Annotated in this window: 14 protein-coding genes; 6 read left to right on the forward strand and 8 right to left on the reverse strand. The window is 70.2% G+C overall.

All coding sequences use genetic code 11. From position 1 onward, the window contains the following. Window positions 1-18: 18 nt before the first annotated feature. From ABD810_RS20810 to ABD810_RS20830, 5 genes are all read right to left on the reverse strand, one after another. Entirely contained in the window at window positions 19-996 is a 978-nt protein-coding gene (locus ABD810_RS20810) for a substrate-binding domain-containing protein (RefSeq protein ID WP_344942658.1), read from the reverse strand. A 29-nt stretch (window positions 997-1,025) separates the two neighbouring features. Continuing rightward, a complete protein-coding gene (locus ABD810_RS20815) occupies window positions 1,026-2,018 on the reverse strand; it encodes an ABC transporter permease (protein ID WP_344942661.1) in 993 nt (330 codons plus the stop codon). Then, complete coding sequence (locus ABD810_RS20820; RefSeq protein ID WP_344942664.1) at window positions 2,015-3,556, reverse strand: sugar ABC transporter ATP-binding protein; 1,542 nt, start codon at window positions 3,554-3,556, stop codon at window positions 2,015-2,017. Before ABD810_RS20820 ends, ABD810_RS20815 begins: the two co-directional genes overlap by 4 nt. Continuing rightward, on the reverse strand, window positions 3,553-4,968 hold the full coding sequence (locus ABD810_RS20825; RefSeq protein ID WP_344942667.1) for an aldehyde dehydrogenase family protein: 1,416 nt from the start codon (window positions 4,966-4,968) through the stop codon (window positions 3,553-3,555). Before ABD810_RS20825 ends, ABD810_RS20820 begins: the two co-directional genes overlap by 4 nt. A gap of 65 nt (window positions 4,969-5,033) precedes the next feature. Beyond that, on the reverse strand, window positions 5,034-5,861 hold the full coding sequence (locus ABD810_RS20830; protein WP_344942670.1) for an IclR family transcriptional regulator: 828 nt from the start codon (window positions 5,859-5,861) through the stop codon (window positions 5,034-5,036). A 566-nt stretch (window positions 5,862-6,427) separates the two neighbouring features. Between ABD810_RS20830 and ABD810_RS20835 the strand changes: the two genes are divergently transcribed. Continuing rightward, complete coding sequence (locus ABD810_RS20835) at window positions 6,428-8,020, forward strand: sensor histidine kinase (RefSeq protein ID WP_344942673.1); 1,593 nt, start codon at window positions 6,428-6,430, stop codon at window positions 8,018-8,020. A 263-nt stretch (window positions 8,021-8,283) separates the two neighbouring features. Then, entirely contained in the window at window positions 8,284-9,222 is a 939-nt protein-coding gene (locus ABD810_RS20840) for a hypothetical protein (RefSeq protein WP_344942676.1), read from the forward strand. Between the two features lie 43 nt (window positions 9,223-9,265). Here the strand turns inward: ABD810_RS20840 and ABD810_RS20845 are convergent, their stop codons facing one another. Continuing rightward, the gene (locus ABD810_RS20845) at window positions 9,266-9,400 is read right to left on the reverse strand and encodes a hypothetical protein (protein ID WP_344942679.1); all 135 of its coding nucleotides are present in this window, start codon (window positions 9,398-9,400) and stop codon (window positions 9,266-9,268) included. 205 nt (window positions 9,401-9,605) lie between these two features. Continuing rightward, a complete protein-coding gene (locus ABD810_RS20850; RefSeq protein ID WP_425566926.1) occupies window positions 9,606-11,609 on the reverse strand; it encodes a family 10 glycosylhydrolase in 2,004 nt (667 codons plus the stop codon). A 320-nt stretch (window positions 11,610-11,929) separates the two neighbouring features. Here ABD810_RS20850 and ABD810_RS20855 point away from each other — a divergent pair, with 320 nt between their 5' ends. The 4 genes from ABD810_RS20855 (at window position 11,930) to ABD810_RS20870 (ending at window position 17,246) form a co-directional block, all read left to right on the forward strand. Next, complete coding sequence (locus ABD810_RS20855) at window positions 11,930-13,435, forward strand: golvesin C-terminal-like domain-containing protein (RefSeq protein WP_344942682.1); 1,506 nt, start codon at window positions 11,930-11,932, stop codon at window positions 13,433-13,435. Between the two features lie 602 nt (window positions 13,436-14,037). Beyond that, complete coding sequence (locus ABD810_RS20860) at window positions 14,038-15,132, forward strand: pectate lyase family protein (protein ID WP_344942685.1); 1,095 nt, start codon at window positions 14,038-14,040, stop codon at window positions 15,130-15,132. Between the two features lie 5 nt (window positions 15,133-15,137). Beyond that, the gene (locus tag ABD810_RS20865) at window positions 15,138-16,157 is read left to right on the forward strand and encodes a pectate lyase family protein (RefSeq protein ID WP_344942688.1); all 1,020 of its coding nucleotides are present in this window, start codon (window positions 15,138-15,140) and stop codon (window positions 16,155-16,157) included. Between the two features lie 66 nt (window positions 16,158-16,223). Next, window positions 16,224-17,246, forward strand: coding sequence for a pectate lyase family protein (locus tag ABD810_RS20870; RefSeq protein ID WP_344942690.1), 1,023 nt, complete (start codon window positions 16,224-16,226; stop codon window positions 17,244-17,246). A 114-nt stretch (window positions 17,247-17,360) separates the two neighbouring features. Here ABD810_RS20870 and ABD810_RS20875 read toward each other — a convergent pair whose 3' ends face one another. Continuing rightward, entirely contained in the window at window positions 17,361-18,530 is a 1,170-nt protein-coding gene (locus tag ABD810_RS20875) for an NAD(P)/FAD-dependent oxidoreductase (RefSeq protein ID WP_344942692.1), read from the reverse strand. Between the last annotated feature and the right edge of the window lie 196 nt (window positions 18,531-18,726).

The following is an 18,726-nucleotide window of genomic DNA, read 5'->3' on the forward strand; positions in this document are numbered from 1 at the left end:
CGTCGGTCCCTGGATGCCTCAGAAGGCGCCTTTGGGGTCGTAGTACTTCGCCGCGTTCTCCTTGGTGACTCTGGGGGAGGGGACCACCGTGTCCTTCTCCACCGTGGAGCCCTTGAGGATCTCCACCGCCCTGTCGAGGCCGCGGCTGCCGATGATGTCCGCGTCGTTCAGGCCGGTGACGGCGTAGTTGGTGCCGTCGAGGATCGCCTTGAGCGCCTCGGCCTGCCCGTCCACGCCCGCGATGATGATCTGCTTGGACTTGCCGGCGTCCGCGATGGCGCGCTGGGCGCCCAGGCACATCGCGTCGTTCTCGCAGAAGACGGCCTTGAGGTCGGAGTTCTTCGCGAGCAGGCTCTCCATCACCGCCAGCCCGCCGTCCGATCCCCAGTTGCCGAAGTCGGGGGCCTCGACGAGCGTGATGGACGGCTTGCCCCGCAACACCGACTTGACGCCGTTGGTGCGGGCCAGGCCGATGCTGTTGTCGGCCGGTCCGCCCTTGATGATGGCCACCTTCCCGCCGTCGGGCAGCTTCTCGGCCAGGAACTCGCCGTCCTGCTTGCCGATCGCCTCGTTGTCCGGGCCGATCCAGCTGGTGTACTCGCCGGTCTGGAACTTGCGGTCGACCAGGACGACCGGTTTGCCGGCGGCCTTGATGGCGTTCAGGGCCGCGGGCGCCGACTCCAGCGGGCCGCCGGAGATGATGACGGCGTCCACGTTCTTGGTGAGCAGGTCCTCGACGTTGGAGGCGAGCTTGGCCGCGTCACCGTTGGCGTCGGTGCTGATGATCTGGACGTTGCCCTGCTTCTTGGCCTGGGCGGCGATGGCCTTGTCCATGCCGCTGAAGTAGGGGCCGCTCAGCATGAAGTTGGCGACGCCGATGGTGTAACCGGCCTTGCCGGTGGGCGCGGCGGGCTTGTCGGTACCGGAAGAGCAGGCGGTCAGGCCGGCGGCGAGGACGCCGGTGACCAGCACGCCGCACAACCTCTTGGCGTTCATTGGCGGGGGACCTCCTGGGATGTGAGGTGTCAGGGACGCACCCGGTTGGTGCGCTGGACGAGGATCACGGCGATGATGATCAACCCTTTGAGCACCTGCTGCCAGAAGCTCTGCACGCCGTAGAGGTTGAGCAGGTTGTTGATGAGGACCAGCACCAGCACCCCGCCGAAGGTGGCCCGCGTGGAGCCCCGCCCTCCCGCGAGGCTGGCGCCGCCGATCACGCACGCGGCGATCGCGTCCAGCTCGAACGCCACCCCCACGCTCGGCTGGGCGATGCCGACCCGGCTGGCCAGGATGACCCCCGCCAGACCGGCGCAGGCGCCGCTGATGGTGTAGGCGAGGATCACGTGCCTGCGCACGTCGATGCCGGCGAGCCGTACGGTCTCGGCGTTGCCGCCGATGGCGACGATCGACCGGCCCGCGGGGGTCCGGGTCAGGAAGATCCCCCCGGCCAGGAACACGGTGAGCATGATCAGGGTGCTCACCGGGAGCGGGCCCGCCATGGCCGAGCCGAGGGCGAAGAACGCCGGATCGTCGGGGGCGATGGGCACCTCGGAGTACACGAACGCCAGCCCCCGGATGGTGGTCAGCGCGGCCAGCGTCACCACGAACGGCGCCAGCCCGAAGCGGGCGACCAGCGTGCCGTTGACCATCCCGAAGCCGATGCCCGACGCGACGCCCACCGCCATGGCCAGCGGGATCGGGATCCCCGGTACCAGGCCCGCGGTGACGATGCCGGAGAAGGCCACCACCGATCCCACCGACAGGTCGATGCCGCCGGTGAGGATGACCACGAGCATGCCGAAGGCGAGCAGGCCCGTGGTGACCATCTGCTTGAGCAGGTTGGTGAGGTTGGCCTGGCTCAGGAACGTGTCGGAGGTGAGCGCCGCCGTCGCCGCCAGCAGCACGATGAGCGTGACGAAGGCGGCCTGCACTGTGAGGTCCCGCCCGCCGACGACGAGCCGGGGAAACCTCCTGCCTGCCGTGGCGGCCGGTGCGGCCTCGGCGAGCTGACCTGTCATGCGGCCCTTCCGATCGCGTAGGCGAGGATCTGGTCCTCGGTCGCCGAGTCCGAGCGCGCCTCACCGGTGATCCGTCCCTGGTTCATCACGAGCACCCGGTCGGTGGCGCCCAGGACCTCGGTGAGGTCGGAGGAGATGAGCAGGACGGCGAGACCTTCGCGCGTGAGGCCGTCGATCATCCGGTAGATCGCGACCCTGGTGGCCATGTCGACCCCGCGCGTCGGCTCGTCCAGGATCAGCACGCGGGGCCCGGTGAGCAGCCACTTGGCCAGGACGGCCTTCTGCTGGTTGCCGCCGCTGAGATGGGCCGCCGCCATGGAGGCGCATCCGGGCGGCTGGATGTCCAGCCGGTCGATCATCTCCGCGACCTTCCGGCGGCGGCGCCCGGTGTCGATCAGCGGGCCGCGCGTGGTGGCGCGCAGCGTCGCGAGGCCGATGTTGTCGGAGACGCTCATTCCGAGCACCAGGCCGCTCCCCTTGCGGTCCTCGGTGACCAGCGCCAGCCCCGCCGCGATGGCCTCGCCCGGCGTGCGGAAACGTACGTGGCCCGAAGCCGCGGGGGCACGTGCGAGGGGCACCTGGCCGGAGGCCTCGGGGGCACGTGCGATGCGCACCTCGCCGGAGGTCGCGGGCTCGGCGCCGAAGACGCACCGGGCGAGCTCGCTGCGGCCCGAGCCGACCAGGCCGAACAGTCCTACGATCTCCCCGGCGTGCAGCGTGAACGAGACGTCGTCGAACTTCCCGGCACGGCCGAGCCGCGACACGCTGAGCGCCGCCTCGCCTCGCTCCGCACGCCGGTCGGGGTAGATCTGCTCCAGGCGGCGGCCGGCCATGAGACCGATCAGCTCGCCCTCGCTGGTGTGCGCCGGGGTGGTGGTCCCGATCACCAGGCCGTCCTTGACGACCACGATCGAGGTGGCGATCTCCAGCACCTCGGCGAGCCGGTGGGAGACGTAGACGACCAGGACGCCCCGGTCCCGTAACCGCCGGATCAGCGCGAACAGGGCCCGCAGGTCGGTGCCGGCCAGTACCGCGGACGGCTCGTCCAGCACGAGGACGCGGGGCTCGTCCACCAGCGCCTTGGCGATCTCCACCATCTGCTGCCGGGCCACCGAGAGGTGGCCGGCCACGGTGCGCGGGTCGATCGCGCCGAACCCGGCGGCGTCCAGCAGTTCCCGGGCGCGGGCGTGCGCCGCGGGCCAGTCGATCAGCCCGCCGCGCCGCCGGGGGAAGTTGCCCATGAGCAGGTTCTCGGTGACCGACAGCTGGGGGACGAGCGTCAGTTCCTGGTAGACGGTCCTGATGCCCCGGGCGTGGGCGTCGTGGGGTGAGCGGAGCTCCACGCGCTCCCCGTCGATCCGCATTTCGCCCTGGCTCATGGGCTGCGCGCCGGCCAGGATCTTGATCAAGGTGGACTTGCCGGCCCCGTTGGCGCCGACCACGGCGAGCACCTCGCCGCCGCGGCCCGCGAGGTCCACCCCGTGAAGCACCGGCACGCCGCCGTAGTCCTTGCGCACGCCCCGGAGTTCCAGGATCATCCGAAGGCCTCCATCAGCACGATGGTCTTCTCCCGGGTGAGGTCCAGGACCGTCTCGTGCAGGCCCTCACGATGGCCCCCGGTGTCCTTGGTGCCGCCGAAAGGCAGGTTCTCGGCGCGTAAGGCCGTCGAGCCGTTGATCATCACGGCGCCGACGTCGAGCCGCCTGGCGATGGTGAACGCGCGGGAGACGTCCCGCGTGAAGACCGCGGCGTGCAGGCCGTACGGGGACTCGTTGGCCATCCGCACCGCGTCCAGCGGGTCGGTGAAGCGCGCCACGGGCGCGACCGGGCCGAAGATCTCCTCGGCGAACGCCGCGCTGCTGACCGGCACGTCCACCAGCACGGCGGGATCGACGAACGCCGCGCGCCTGCCGCCCCCGGCGACGAGCCGGGCCCCGTCCTCGACCAGCCTGCCGACGGCCGCCTCGACCCGCTCCGCGGCCTCCTCGCTGATCAGCGGGCCCACGTCGGTCGACTCCAGCAGCTGGTCGCCCACGGTGAGCTTGGCGGTCTGGCCGAGCAGCGACTCCACGAAGGCGTCGTGGATCCCGTCCTGGACGTAGACCCGTTTGACCGCGCAGCAGATCTGCCCGTTGCCCCGTGCCAGGCGGCCGAGCACCACCGCCTGGGCGGCGGCCTCGGCGTCGGCGTCGTCGCACACGATCAGCGCGTCGTTCCCGCCGAGCTCCAGCAGCACCTTCTTCAGGGTGCCCGCGCCGCGGCGGGCGATCTCCCGGCCGGCCGCCGTGCTGCCGGTGAGGCTCACCGCGGCGATCCCCGGCGACTCGGCCAGCGCCGTGGAGACCTCCACCCCGCCGGTGACCAGCTGGTGCGCGTGGGCGGGCGCGCCCGCGCGATCGACCAGCTCGGCGACCCGCACCAGGGACAGCGGGCAGCGAGCGGGAGGCTGCACGACGACGGCGTTGCCGGCGGCCAGGGCCGCGGCCGCCTTGTGGGCGTACAGCTCGACCGGGTAGTTGAAGGGGACCAGCGCAGCGACGACGCCGAGCGGCTCGCGCATCGTCACGGCGAGGTTCCGCTCCAGCCCGGGCACGGCGTCCAGCGGGATCTGCCGGCCGAACAGCCGTGTGGCCTCGCCGGCGTAGCCACGGAAGATGCGGATCGCGGCCTCGATCTCGCCGCGGGTCTGCGGCAGGGGCTTGCCGTTCTCCCCGGCGAGCAGGACGGCGAGCCCCTCCGCCTCCTGCTCCACCAGGTCGGCCACCCGGCGCAGCAGGCCGGCCCGCTGGTGAGCGGGCATGGCGGCCATGGCCCGCTGACCCTCCCGCGCGGCGTCGACCACCGCGGCCACGTCCCGCGCGCTCATGGCCTCCACTTCTCCGAGAGGCTCGCCGGTGCCGGGGTTGCGGACGACGATGACGTGACCAGATGGCGAAATGGGGGTGGACATCCGTTGCACTCCTCGGGTGGATCGGCTTCTCGGTCGGGGCACGGCTGGCGCTTTCCTCGCCGAGGTCAGGGGTCCCTGGCCTCTGCGGTGGCCGGGGCGGCTCGCCTTCCCGTCCCGGACGTCCCGTTCCGGGCCGCCGCGTAGCCGATCCGGCGGCTGATCTCCGCCGCCATCGCGAGCGCGGACGGCGCGAGGCGATGGCAGTCCTCCACGCTGAACCGGTTGGCCGGAGCCGACACGCTGAACGCCGCGACCGGCTGGCCCGAGGCGTTCATGATCGGCAGGCCGACGCAGCGCACGCCTTCCTCGTTCTCCTCGTCGTCGATCGAGAAGCCGCGCTCACGTATGAGGTCGAGCTCGTCCATCAGGGCGAGGCCGGTGAGGGTGCGCGGGGTGCGGCGGTCGAGCGGGCAGGCCACGATCTCCTCGGCGCGCCGCCGGTCCAGCAGGGCGAGCACGGCCTTGCCCATCGCCGTGCAGTGCAGGGGTACGCGGCTGCCGATCCGGGAGACCAGCCGCACCGACTTGGCGCTCTCGACCTTGTCGATGTAGACGATCTGGTTGCCGGCGGGGATCCCCAGGTGGACCGTCTCGCCGCTGAGCTCGACCAGCTCCACCAGGTACGGGCGCGCCGCCGCCCGCAGGCCGTCCTCCTCCAGGTACTGCCCGGCGAGCGCGACGAGGGTCACGCCGAGGTGGTACGAACCGGCGGCGTCCCGGTCGAGCACGCCCAGTTCGAGCAGCGTGGTGAGGTACCGGTGGGCCGTGCTGACGGCGATGCCGGCGTGGCGGGCGAGCTCGCTCAGCGTGATCCCTGACCTGCCCGTCTCGGAGACCGCTTGGATGAGCTCGAACGCCTTGCCGACGCTGGATGATTTCCTGCCACCTTGCATTCGAGTTACTCGAATCTATTTTCATAGAGATGCAATTTTTTGCGATGGTTACATCGGATGTACAAGGTGTCAAGACCTAGAGATACGGCTGCCTGTTCGTACGATTTGTGATGTTAAATGGGGATATGAGTTCTTTGTCGAGCCAGCGCCTCGGCGAAATGATGGGATGAGACTCGGCCGAGATGAAGCCTGGTGTCCATTCAGCTGGGAGGACTTCGTAGGATGTGAAGCGTTATTTGCTCGATACAATTCGGTTCTTGCATCCAGATGACGCCCGTACCATGATTTACCGTCACCGACGGGACCGGTCCGTCCTTCAACTGGGCGACGCGGGCCGGGGACCATCCGCCACGGTCGCCGCCCTGGTGAAGGAGCACGCCGGCGATGCGGGGCCGGCGCCGGCAGGGCGACCCCCGCACGGAGATGCGCATAGGGTCTCCACGGGAGGCGTCGAACGCGGCTTCACGAGGCCGGAGCATTCCGGGTCGCCGTATGCCATGCGGTCACCGTTTGTCTCGCTACGATTCCGCTAGGTTTGTCGTCGTCGAGGTTGGTGTGGTGCGGGCATGAGTGGACGATGGAGCGCTCAGGCGTGGTTCAGCCTGGTGCTCGCTGTGATGGTCATCGTGCTGAGCTTGTCGACCGTGGTGGGTTCGGTGGTCCTGCGGCGGACGACGCAGGCCTCCAACCGGCTGGCCGATGTCATCTCCCCTTCCAGGCTCGAGGCCGAGCGCATCCAGACGGCTCTGGTCGACCAGGAGACCGGCGTGCGAGGCTTCCTGCTCAGCGGGAAGGACGAGTTCCTCAACCCCTACCGGCGCGGGCAGGCGACCGAGAAGCAGGCCGCCGCGCGCATCCAGCGACTGGCCGCCGGGGCACCGCCGCTGCGTGAGCTCGGGCAAGTGGAGCGGCTGAGCGCCCAGTGGCGGTTGCGGCACGCCGAGCCGATGATCGAACGGGTCCGCCGGGATGGCCCCGACAGCGTTCCCACCTCGGAGACCGAGGCGAGCAGGCAGTCCTTCGATATGCTGCGGGCCGCGCTGACCGTCCAGGAAACGGCATGGTCGCGGGCCCGTAACGAGGCGCGCGCCGATCTGCTGTCGGCGCGGGCGGTCAGGGACTTCAGCTTCATGACCATCGTCGCCGTCTTCCTGCTCACCATCATCACCCTGGCCGTGCTGTTGCGGCTTGTGGTGTTCCGGCCGCTCGAACGGCTGGCGGCGGCCTCGCGCAGGGTGACCGCGGGCGACTTCGGCCACCACGTCGACACCGGGGGTCCCGCGGACGTCGCGGCCCTGGCGCAGGACATGGAGGCGATGCGGCTGCGCATCGTCACCGAACTGGAGGAGACCCGCCAGTCCCGTGAGCTGCTCACCCGCCAGACGCGGGAGCTGAAGCGCTCCAACAGCGAGCTGGAGCAGTTCGCCTACGTGGCCAGCCACGACCTGCAGGAACCGCTGCGCAAGGTCGCCAGCTTCACCCAGATGCTGGAGCAGCGTTACGCCGATCAGCTCGACGATCGGGCCAAGCAGTACATCGACTTCGCCGTCGACGGCGCCAAGCGGATGCAGGTGCTCATCAACGAGCTGCTCACCTTCTCCAGGATCGGCAGGACCAACGCCGAGTCCGTGCCCTTCGACCTCAACGACGCCGTGGACCTGGCCCTGCGCAACCTGGCCGCCAGGTTGGAGGACTCCGGTGGCCGGGTCGAGGTGGGCGAGCTGCCGACGATCATCGGTGACCGCACCCAGCTGGTGATGCTCTGCCAGAACCTCATCAGCAACGCGCTGAAGTTCCGCCACCCCGACCGGGCGCCCGTGGTGTGCATCCAGGCCCAGCGCGTGGGCGCCGAGTGGCGGATCAGCGTGACCGACAACGGCATCGGCATCGAGCCCCGCTTCGCCGACAAGATCTTCCTCATCTTCCAGCGGCTGCACAACCGCGACCAGTACGAGGGAACCGGGATCGGGCTGGCCCTGTGCCGCAAGATCGTCGCCTACCACGGCGGGCGCATCGAGCTGGACATCGCTCACACCGGCGGCACCCGTTTCCTGATCACCCTGCCCGCCGACAAGGACACGGGTCCGGACGACGGCCTGCTCGACCCCGCCCCCGCGCCCATCAAGGTCTCGGCACCGGCTGATCCCGCCGTGTCCTAATTCGTACGGGTACGGGCGATTGGGCCTTGACAGCTCCCGATGCCGATCACAGATTGGGAGGGGAAGATCGGCGCCTCGCCGGGACGGTGATGGGCCACCGGCGGCGGGTCCCCTGCGTTCCCCCATCCGGCCGGCCGGCCGTCAGCGGTCGTCGCACGTCCGCGCGTTCGGGGACGGGGGAGCACATGCCAGAGCGGTTCCGGTCACCTCATGCGGCACGGATCGGGCGCCCGGCGGGAGGCCGCCTTCTCGGGGGAGCCCTCGTGGGCGTCATGCTGGCGCTGCTCATGCCGCCGGCCGCGGCTCAGGCCGAGGATCCCACGCCGGCGGCGGTCACCTGCGATGGCGGTACGCCGGCGGCGTGCTCGCGGACGCGGGTCGCTCCCCCCGCGGAGCCCGGCGCGCCGGGCCCGCGCCGGTCGGCGGCGACGCTGCCGACCGGCACGAACTTCTGGGAGTTGCAGCTCAACCTCTGCAACAGCGGCATCGCGAGCTGTTACACGAGGTACAACAACGGCCAGGCGGTCGGCGAGGCGGCCGGAGTCATCAGGGCGCAGTGGCCCGACCTGGTCACGCTGAACGAGATCTGCGAGGCCGACGTCATGGAGACGCTCTTCGCCACGATGCGGGAGATCTGGCCGGGCGACTGGGTGTACTCGGGATTCATGCCCGCCTACGACCGCGGCAGGAACGCCCCCTACCTCTGCGCCAACGGCGACGAGTACGGCATCGGGATCCTCGGGCACGTGCCCGCCCCGCTGTACGAGGAGGTCCGCGTCTTCGGCGACGTCTATCCCGACTCCCACGAGGGTTCGCCCACGCAGGACACGGGTTCCAGCGAGAAGCGGGCGTGGCTGTGCGCCTACGCCGTCGGCAACTCCTACGGCTGCACCACCCACCTGGCCAGCTCAAGCGGGAGCATCGCGGCCAACCAGTGCCGGTACCTCATGAGCGGGATCGTGCCCGGCCTCTGGTCCTCCCAGGGGGCCACCAAGCCGAGCGTGATGGGCGGGGACCTGAACCTGAGGTTCCGCGGATGGCCGGACGCGCAGGCCTGCGTCCCTCCGGGCTGGTTCCGCAAGGGTGACGGCGACGTCCAGCACGTCATGGCGACGAACGACTTCGCCTTCGACTTCACCCGGAAGATCGATCTGCGCCGCACCGATCACGACGCCTGGCTGGTCGCCCTCGTGACGCGCTGAGACGCCCCGTCGCCGCGTGGTCCCGCGGCCCGTGTCCCGTGGTTCATCCGTGCACGGAGCTCCAGATCGCGAGCGCCGTGCGCCATACGGTCAGCGTGATCTCGACTGCCAGCCGTACCCACTCGCGCCGTTCCCGGTCCCCGCACCGGCGGCCGTGCTTCCTCCGCCTCCCAGCCATCTCGCCCCCTCCTTCCGGTCGGTTCGGTCTCGAGGCGGATCGTCCAGGCCGACACCGCCCCGACGGCGCTCGATCGAGCGGCTCGCACCGGTATGGGGGTACTCCTGGCCGACGACCTGGGGGGCCGAGCACGTCTTATTGACATGATCGTACCCACGGGTAACCCGTCTATAACCTCGGAGAACGCAAGGACGGACGCCCCCGGCTACAGCCGGGTCACCCGGATCGCGTCGGCGATGACGTACCCGGGGGCGGAGGTCCAGCGGCTCACGCCGACAAGGTTGTAGGTGCCGGGGGAGAGGGTGAAGGTGCCGAGGTCGCGCCACTGGCCGCCGTTGACGCGCTGGTCGACGGTGACGGTCCGGCTGCCGCCGCCGGTCGCCACGATGAACGGCGTCGAGCCGTTGTAGCCGGCGTTCGCCGGGTACCAGACCTCGATGCGGTAGCTGCCGGCCGAGGGGATGGTGGACCGGAACCACGCCGGGTCGCTGGCCGCGACAGGCTCGGCGAACCGGTAGTCGGCCCCGTAGAGCTGCGAGGAGTAGTTCGACGTACCCCAGTTCGGGCCGGCGGTGAAGCCCGTGCCGCCGTTGTCGACCACGACGCTGAACGCGCCGGTGCCGGTGACGGCCCTGCCCGCGCTGGGCTCGCCCTCGTTGCGCAGCCGTTCCAGGGCGCTCACGTAGTAGGTGTAGGCGCGCGTGGGGTCGGCGGTGGTGTCGGTGAACGACGTTTCGCGGGTCGTCTTGATCAGGTTGCGGGCGTCGGCGAACAGGCACGGGTCCATGGCCGGAGCGCCGTCGACGCGGTACACCGCGTACGACACCGGGCCGCTGGAGCCGCCAGGCCGCCAGGAGAGCGCGACCCCGCCGGACACGCGGGTGGCGGAGGTGATCGAGGGAGCGGGCGGCGCGGTGGCGGTGCCGTGGACGGGCGCCAGCGCGGGCCTGGAGTAGTGGTCGCCCACCAGCCGGGTGATGGCCCCGATCCGGTCGGCCCTGACGTCCTTGGCGCTGAAGTACACGTCGCCGAGCACCTCGGGGTGCTGCCGGCCGTAGTGGAGGTGTTCGGTGAGCTCCTCGGGCCGCTGCCATGCCGGGTCCTGGCCGGCCGCTCCGGCCCGGTAGGCGGCCTGCCCGACGAACAGCCGCACGCCGGTGTTCCGCACCACGTCGGACCACCAGGCGGTCAGCACTGTGTAGTCGGCCACGGGGAATCCGATGTGCCAGTAGATCTGCGGCGTGATGTAGTCGACCCAGCCCCGCTTCACCCACAGCCGGCTGTCGGCGTAGATGGCGTCGTACGACTGCAGGCCGGAGGTGCGCGAGCCGAGCGGGTCGGTGGCGGCGTTGCGCCAGATGCCGAACGGGCTGACGCCGAAATCGACCCAGGGCTTGGCCGCGTGGATTCGCTGATCCATTTCCTGGATCAGCAGGTTGACGTTGTCGCGCCGCCAGTCGTGGACGTTGTCGAAACCGGCGCCGTACTGCGCGTAGGTGGCCGCGTCCGGAATGGTCTCACCGGCGACCGGATACGGATAGAAGTAGTCGTCGAGGTGCACGCCGTCGATGTCGTAACGGGTGACCGCGTCCATGATGGCGTCTTCGATGAAGTCGCGGACCGCGGGAATGCCGGGGTTGTAGTAGAGCTTCCCCCCATAGGCGAACCGCCAGCCGGGATTGCGCCGGGCCGGGTGGCTCGGCACCAGCAGGCCGGGATCGTCGTTGGTGGCCACGCGGTACGGGTTGAACCACGCGTGGAGCTGGATGTCACGGGCATGCGCCTCGCGGACCATGAAGGCGAGCGGGTCGTAGCCCGGGTTCGCCCCCTGTGTTCCGGTGAGCCACTGCGACCACGGCTCGTAGGGCGAGGGCCAGAACGCGTCGGCCGTCGGCCTGACCTGCACCACGACGGCGTTCATCTTCCTCTGTACCGCGAGGTCCAGCCAGGCGCGGAACTCGTCCTGCTGCGCCTGCGCGCTCAGGCCGGTCCGGCTCGGCCAGTCGATGTTGGCCACGCCGGCGATCCACAGGGCGCGAAGCTGCCGCTTGGGGGTGGCCGGGTCGACGGCGCAGGCGGCGAGGCGGTCGACCGCGCCCACGGCGGGCGGCGCGGCGAGGGCGAGGCCGATGGCCATCGCGGCGATGGTGCCGAGGGCGACGAGCCGGCGGCCTGTCGTCGCGGGCCGCCATGCGGGATTCGTGGTCACAGAAGGAAAGTTTCAGTGCCACCGTGAAGAAGTGCAATAGTCTTCAGGGGAATTCACCGGGCGAATGTCCGCCCGTCGCGACGCGGCTTTCCGGCGATTATCGGGACCGTTCCAATCGACGTCATGAGGGCGTGGCGGCCCGCGGTCTCGAGCATGCGCGGCCCGGTTCCCGGCGGTGGCCGGAAGCGCGAGGCGATCCCCTTTCACCGGCACATGAGACGAAAAGTTTCGTCCAACATCAGAGTAATGTCAATTATCGACATTTGTCATGAAGTGCTCTTACTGTGCAGCTCAGAGCACCCCCCGAGCAAGGAGCACTCATGACAGCCCTCCGGTCCCGATTAGCGGCCATCGCCACATGCGCTCTCACCGCCCTCCTCGTCCTGGCCGGCGGCCCGGCGACCGCCGCGCCGGCCGACCCCCTGGAGACCGCGTTCGCCGACGCCGCGACCGCCCAGGACGTGCCGCGCGATCTGCTCGTCGCACTCGCCTACTCCGAGACCCACCTGGACGGCCACGACGGCAAGCCCAGCGCCAGCGGCGGCTACGGTGTCATGCACCTGGTCAGCAACCGCACCACCCACACCCTGGAACGGGCGGCCGAGCTCATCAAGCGGCCGGCCGCGGAACTGCGCTCCGACACCGCGGCCAACGTGCTCGGCGGCGCGGCCGTCCTGCGGTCGTACGCCGACGAGGCGGGGCTGGACGAGCCGGGCAGAAAGGACCTTGGCCGGTGGTACTCGGCCGTGGCCAGGTACGGCAACGCCTCCACACCCGAGGTCGCCCGTCTGTACGCCGACACGGTGTACGAGCTGCTCGGCCGAGGCGTGCGGGCGGCCGGGATCGCGGTCGCCCCGCAGGAGGTCACCGCCGACCGGGGCGCCTACGCCCGGACGCTGGATCTCAACGCCCAGGCCGCCAGCCCCGACTACCCCGACGCGAGCTGGGTGGCCGCGAGCTCCAGCAACTACACCGTGTCCAGCCGCCCGACGAGCTACGCGATCGACCGCGTCGTCATCCACGTGACCCAGGGCTCCTACGCGGGCACCATCTCCTGGTTCCAGAACCCCAGCGCCGCCGTCTCGGCGCACTACGTCGTCAGGTCCTCCGACGGCGCCGTCACCCAGATGGTCCGGAACAAGGACGTCGCCTGGCACGCCGGAAACTGGTCCTACAACACCAGGTCCATCGGGATCGAGCACGAGGGTTTCGTCAGCGACCCCTCCTGGTTCACCGACGCGATGTACCGCTCCTCGGCCGCGCTGACCCGCTCGATCTGTGACAGGTACGGGATCCCCAAGGATCGCGCCCACATCATCGGGCACGTCGAGGTGCCCGGCGCGACGCACACCGACCCGGGCCCGCACTGGGACTGGAACAAGTACATGCAGTACGTGACCGGAGGCGGCGGCACCCCCTGGTCCGTCACCGTCGACAACGCCACGGCGGGGAAGTTCACCGCCGGCGCGAACTGGGGCACCTCCACCTACTCCGCGCAGCGTCACGGCGCCGACTACCGGTTCGCCACGCCGGTGGCGGCCAGCGACCCGGCCTGGTACCGGGCGACCATCCCCAGCGCGGGCAGCTACCGCGTCGAGGTCTGGTATCCAGCCGACCCCGGGTACAACAGCTCCGCGCCGTACATCGTCGCCACCTCGGGAGGTAACCAGACCGTGTACGTCGACCAGCGCTCCGGCGGTGGCGGCTGGCGTGGCATCGGTTCCTTCTCCCTCAACGCCGGCGACTACAACGTCGTCGCGGTGAGCCGGTGGACCTCCGGCACCGGCTACGTCATCGCCGACGCCATCCGGATCGTCCGCCTCTGAGCGCATCCCGAGGACAGGGGGCGAGGCTCGGCCTCGCCCCCTGTTCGCGTCTCCGGGTAATCCGCCACGACGAACGTCCACATACGTGAAAGCGTCCATCAATATGAATGCATCCATAACTGTGAACGCGGGAAACCGTGGAGGGGAGTGAAGTCGTCCATAACCGAGAACGTCCACAGATGTGAAACCGTCCATGAATGCGAACGGTCCACAAATGTGAACGCCCGGCCGGGACTCTTCCCCGATACGCGCCGATCACCGGGCGTCCGCGGCCGCCGCCGCACTCGCGCACGTCCCCCCTGGTGCCGCCCTCCTGGCCCGCATACTTTGCGAGGTCACCGCCTGGTCACCACATGCGCGGCCGCTTCGCCGGGGCGCTCTTTCAGCGTTCCTGACAGTTGACACCGGCTGATTGTTAACTTACGTTCATCGATTTAGGAAAGCGCTTTCGAAAGAAGCCCCGTCTGCTGGAAAAGGCGGCGGCATAACGTGTCGCGAGCGTCGTGCCGCCTCCCTCCGACCGCCCTGTGTTCCGTGCCGCATGCCGCCGTCCGGTACAGCCGTCACGCGTGCACGGACACGCGCAGAAAACGGAATGACCCATGTTCGCGAGAAGCACCCCCACCTCGATCCCCGACCCTCCTCCGTCGGCCGCGCCCTCCCTCAGGCGCGCCTGGTCCGCCGCGCCGGCCGCGGCCGCGATCGCACTGATCACCCTCCTGGGCGGCTCCGGCCTCCACGCCGCCGAGGCGGGAGCACGGGCGGCCGACCCGGTGGACGCCATGATCGGGTTCGCCACCGTCAACGCCCTGGGCCAGAACGGCACCACAGGCGGAGCGGGAGGCCCCACCGTCACCGTCACCACGACCGCGCAGTTCCTCGACCACATCGCCCGGCCCGGCCCCTACACCATCCGGGTCAGCGGCAGGATCACCCTGCCCACCGGCTCCAACGACGGCATGTACGACGTCGCCTCGGACAAGACCATCATCGGGGTCGGCTCCGGCGCCGCGCTGACCGGCGGCGGCCTGAACATCGGCCTTCCGGTCGACGACGACGTCACCGCGCCTCCGGCGAACGCCGTGCACAACATCATCATCCGGAACATCTCGTTCTCCGGAGCCAGTGACGACATGATCAACGTTCAGATGTTCAGCCACCACATCTGGATCGACCACAACGACCTGTCCAACGGCGACGACGGCGCGGTGGACATCAAGCGCGGCTCCGACTTCGTGACCGTCTCCTGGAACAGGTTCCACGATCACGACAAGACGCTGCTGCTCTCGCACGACGAGGACGCAGGCCCGCAGGACATCGGCCGGTTGCGCGTCACCTACCACCACAACTACTTCGACGCCTCCGACCAGCGCCATCCGCGCGTCCGCTTCGCGAACCTGGTGCACGTGTACAACAACTACTACCGCGACAACAGCTACGGGATCGCCTCGACGTACAACGCGGGGGTCCTGGTCGAGGGCAACTACTTCTACAGCGTCAACAACCCCGGCCGGGTGGACTTCAGCGGTGACCTGGGCCGCATAGTCCAGCGCGACAACATCCTGGTCGACTGCAACCATCCGATCGAGACCCGCGGCACGGTGCCGGATCCACGCACCTACTACTCCTCCACCGCGGATCCCGCCTCCAGCGTGCCCACCATCGTGCCCGCGGGCGCGGGCGTCGGGAAGATCTGAGGCCCATGATGACCACACACCGTTCGTGGCGCCGGGCGGCCGTCGCCGCCGCGATGCTGCTCGCCGCGCTCGCCACCCCCGGCGGCGTCGCCTCGGCCGTGCGCGCCGCTCCGGCTCCGGCCGGGGCGGCCGTCGCGGCCGCCGAGAACACGCCGATCGGCTTCGCGTCCGTCAACGCCCTGGGCCGGAACGGCACCACCGGCGGGGCCGGAGGGACCACCGTCACCGTCACCACGGGAAGCGCCCTTGAGGACTACGCCGGGCGGCCCGGGCCGTACATCATCCAGGTCTCCGGCCGCATCCAGGTCGACGACATGATCACCGTGGTCGCCGACAAGAGCATCCTCGGAGTCGGATCGACCGCCGAGATCACCGGAGGCGGACTCCAGCTGGGCTCGACCACCCGGCCGGGCAACAACGTGATCATCAGGAACATCCGGTTCACCGGGGCGTCCGACGACTCGATCAGCGTCACCAACAAGGCCCACCACGTGTGGATCGACCACAACGACCTCTCCGACGGCTACGACGGGCTGCTCGACATCAAGCGGGAGTCCGACTTCGTCACGGTCTCGTGGAACCACTTCCACCACCACAGCAAGGCGAGCCTGCTCGGCCACTCCGACAACTACACGGCCGACATCGGCAAGCTGCGGGTCACCTACCACCACAACTTCTTCGACGGCACCGACCAGCGCCATCCCCGCGTGCGCTTCGCCGAGCCGGTCCACGTCTTCAACAACTACTACCGCGACAACGCCCTCTACGGCATCGCCTCGACGGAGAACGCCGGCGTGCTCGTCGAGAACAACTACTTCCAGAACGTCGCCCACCCGATCTACGTCGGCTACGACAAGAGCGGCCCTGGCCGGGTGGTCGAGCGCGGCAACCTCTACGTCGGCTCCGGTACCCCCCAGACGGCGGGCACGGTGGCCGAGCCGCGCACCTACTACTCCTACACGCTCGACGCCGCCGCCACCGTCCCGTCGGTCGTCCAGGCCGGCGCCGGGGTCGGGAAGATCTAGCCCCTTGGCCGCCGCCCGCCCCCGCCTCGCCGGGCGGCGGTCCCTCCCGCACGAAAGGCAGGCTCCATGTCACACGACACCTCCTCCGCCGGCCGGTCCCTGCGGCGACGCGCGTTCCTCGCCGGCACCGCGGCCGCCACGCTCGGTGGCGTGCTGCCCGGCCTCGGTGCGCCCGCCCGGGCCACCTCCGCTGCCGGCGCCCCGGCCGCTCTGGCGGCCGGCCCGATCGGCTTCGCCTCGGTCAACGCCCTGGGCCTGAACGGCACCACCGGCGGCGCCGGAGGCCAGACCGTCACGGCCACCGGCGCCGACCAGTTCCTTGAGTACATCGACAGCAAGGAGACGCTGGTCATCAGGGTGGCCGGCACCATCGCGATCACCAGCAAGCAGGGGGTGCGACCGAACAAGACCATCGAAGGGGTCGGCACCTCCGGCCACATCACAGGTGGCGGCCTGGACTTCTACCGGTCTTACAACGTCATCGTGCGGAACCTCCGGTTCACCGAGGCCGAGGACGACGCGGTCAACATCGGCCAGCAGTCCCACCACATCTGGGTCGATCACAACACCTTCTCCGGCGCGATCGACGGCTCGGTCGACATCGTGCGCGGCGCGGACTACGTCACCGTGTCGTGGAACCACTTCGACCACAGCGACAAGAGCATGTTGATCAGCCACTCCGACGGCGCGGCGTCCAGTGACATCGGCCATCTCAAGGTGACCATCCACCACAACTTCTTCGACAACAGCCGCCAGCGTCACCCCCGCGTCCGGTTCGGCGAGCCGGTGCACGTCTTCAACAACTACTTCCTGGGCAACGAGTTGTACGGCGTGGCCTCGACCGAGAACGCGGGCGTGGTGGTGGAGGGGAACTACTTCGAGAACGTCCCGCATCCGCTGTTCTCCGCGAGCGGCTACGCCGACAGCGGTCCGGGGCGTGCGGTGCAGCGCAACAACATCTACGTCAACTCGGGCACCCCGGAGACGGCGGGCACCGTCGTCGAGCCGCGTACGTACTACTCGTACACGGTGGACCCCCCGGCCGGCGTGCCCGCGGCGGTGCGCGCCGGCGCCGGCGCCGGCAGGTGAGACGCCCGTCCCGCAGAAGGGGGACGCCGGGCGCGCCCTCAGGGCACTTCTCGCCATCGGGGGCAGAGTACGCCGCTGAGGCGCGGTGTCGCCGGTGTTCCAGGGACGGGAACGTCACTGTGCCGCTCTGTGCCCGGTCGCCGCGCCGTCTCGCCGGACGGTGTTGACGATCCAGCGGCGGACCACGGCGAACGCGAGCGAGGGCGGCACCGTGCCGGCGCCCAGGCCCACGTCGACGAGCAGGTCGAACACCTCCTTGCGCCGGGCGGCGGTGCCGATCGCGGCGTCGATGAAGCCGGGGGACTGGGCCGCGCGGGCGAGCACGTCGGTGGTGCGCAGATGCCGTCCGAGGGCCTTTCGCATCCCGCGCCGGTAGGCGGTCAGCGGGTCGGCGCTCGCCTGCACGGCGGCCTCGCCGGCGAGCCGGCCCGAGAGCAGCGCGTAGTAGATGCCCTCGCCGGTGAGCGGGTTGATCAGGCTCGCGGCGTCTCCGGCCAGCATCACACGGCCGGCGCCGAGCCTGGGCCGGCCGGGAGACAGGGGCAGGTGGTGGGCGCGCAGGTCGCGGGCGGGCAGGTGCGGCAGCAGCTCCGCGAGCCGGCCGTGGAGCACCTCGCGGCCGGGCAGTCCCGTGGCCCGCAGCCGGGGCAGCAGCATCCCGAAGCCGACGTTGGCCGTGCCGTCGCCGATCGGGAACGACCACGCGTACGCGGGCCACCCCTCCTTCTGCATGGCGATGAGCTGCACCTCGTCGTCGGGCGGCACGTCGGCGTAGCCGCGCACCGCGATCGCGGTGTGCTTGGCGGGGGTGGCCGGGACGCCGATGAGGCGCCGTACGGTCGAGTTGGCGCCGTCGGCCGCGACGACGGCGCGAGCGGTGAACGCGCCGTCGACGACCACGTGGCCGTTCCCGGCGGCGAGCGAGCGGACCCGATGGCGGCGTACCTCGACACCGCGGGCACGTGCGGCCTCGACGAGCCGGGCGTCGAAGACCATGCGGGGGACGACGTGGTTGGGCCGCGCGGCGGTCGCGGACACCCGCGCGCCGCCGGGGGAGACCACGGAAAGGCGCGTGGTCGGCCGGTAGTCGGCGATGAGATCGGGGACGCCGAGCAGGGCCAGCTCGTCGCGGCCGTGCGCGGCGATGCCGTCGCCGCAGGCCTTGTCGCGGGGGAAGTCGTCCCTGTCGAGCAGGAGCACCCGCGCGTCCGGCCGGAGCCGCTTCGCGCGCAGGGCCGCGGCCGACCCCGCGGGCCCGCCACCGATCACCACCAGATGCCACATGTCGTCCACCTTGGTGAGCCTGCCACCCTGCGCCCCGGCGAAACCGCGCCGCCTCCGCCACATCGTGGCCCGGCCCGCGGCGCGCGCTCAGCGGAAGACGATGCCTCTCTCGCTGGGGCGAATAACGATCGGTAGGGGACCCTTGATGAAACTAACTTGGCTAGCACCATCGCAATTATGATGCTAGTGTCAATAG

The sequence above is a fragment of the Sphaerisporangium flaviroseum genome, from assembly GCF_039537005.1.
GTDB lineage: Bacteria > Actinomycetota > Actinomycetes > Streptosporangiales > Streptosporangiaceae > Sphaerisporangium > Sphaerisporangium flaviroseum.

Coding starts and splice junctions, on each gene's coding strand:
- ABD810_RS20835 (WP_344942673.1), top strand. CDS start 6,428: ATGAGTGGACGATGGAGCGCTCAGGCGTGGTTCAGCCTGGTGCTCGCT.
- ABD810_RS20830 (WP_344942670.1), bottom strand. CDS start 5,861: ATGCAAGGTGGCAGGAAATCATCCAGCGTCGGCAAGGCGTTCGAGCTC.
- ABD810_RS20855 (WP_344942682.1), top strand. CDS start 11,930: ATGACAGCCCTCCGGTCCCGATTAGCGGCCATCGCCACATGCGCTCTC.
- ABD810_RS20865 (WP_344942688.1), top strand. CDS start 15,138: ATGATGACCACACACCGTTCGTGGCGCCGGGCGGCCGTCGCCGCCGCG.
- ABD810_RS20845 (WP_344942679.1), bottom strand. CDS start 9,400: ATGGCTGGGAGGCGGAGGAAGCACGGCCGCCGGTGCGGGGACCGGGAA.
- ABD810_RS20870 (WP_344942690.1), top strand. CDS start 16,224: ATGTCACACGACACCTCCTCCGCCGGCCGGTCCCTGCGGCGACGCGCG.
- ABD810_RS20810 (WP_344942658.1), bottom strand. CDS start 996: ATGAACGCCAAGAGGTTGTGCGGCGTGCTGGTCACCGGCGTCCTCGCC.
- ABD810_RS20815 (WP_344942661.1), bottom strand. CDS start 2,018: ATGACAGGTCAGCTCGCCGAGGCCGCACCGGCCGCCACGGCAGGCAGG.
- ABD810_RS20820 (WP_344942664.1), bottom strand. CDS start 3,556: ATGATCCTGGAACTCCGGGGCGTGCGCAAGGACTACGGCGGCGTGCCG.
- ABD810_RS20875 (WP_344942692.1), bottom strand. CDS start 18,530: ATGTGGCATCTGGTGGTGATCGGTGGCGGGCCCGCGGGGTCGGCCGCG.
- ABD810_RS20860 (WP_344942685.1), top strand. CDS start 14,038: ATGTTCGCGAGAAGCACCCCCACCTCGATCCCCGACCCTCCTCCGTCG.
- ABD810_RS20825 (WP_344942667.1), bottom strand. CDS start 4,968: ATGTCCACCCCCATTTCGCCATCTGGTCACGTCATCGTCGTCCGCAAC.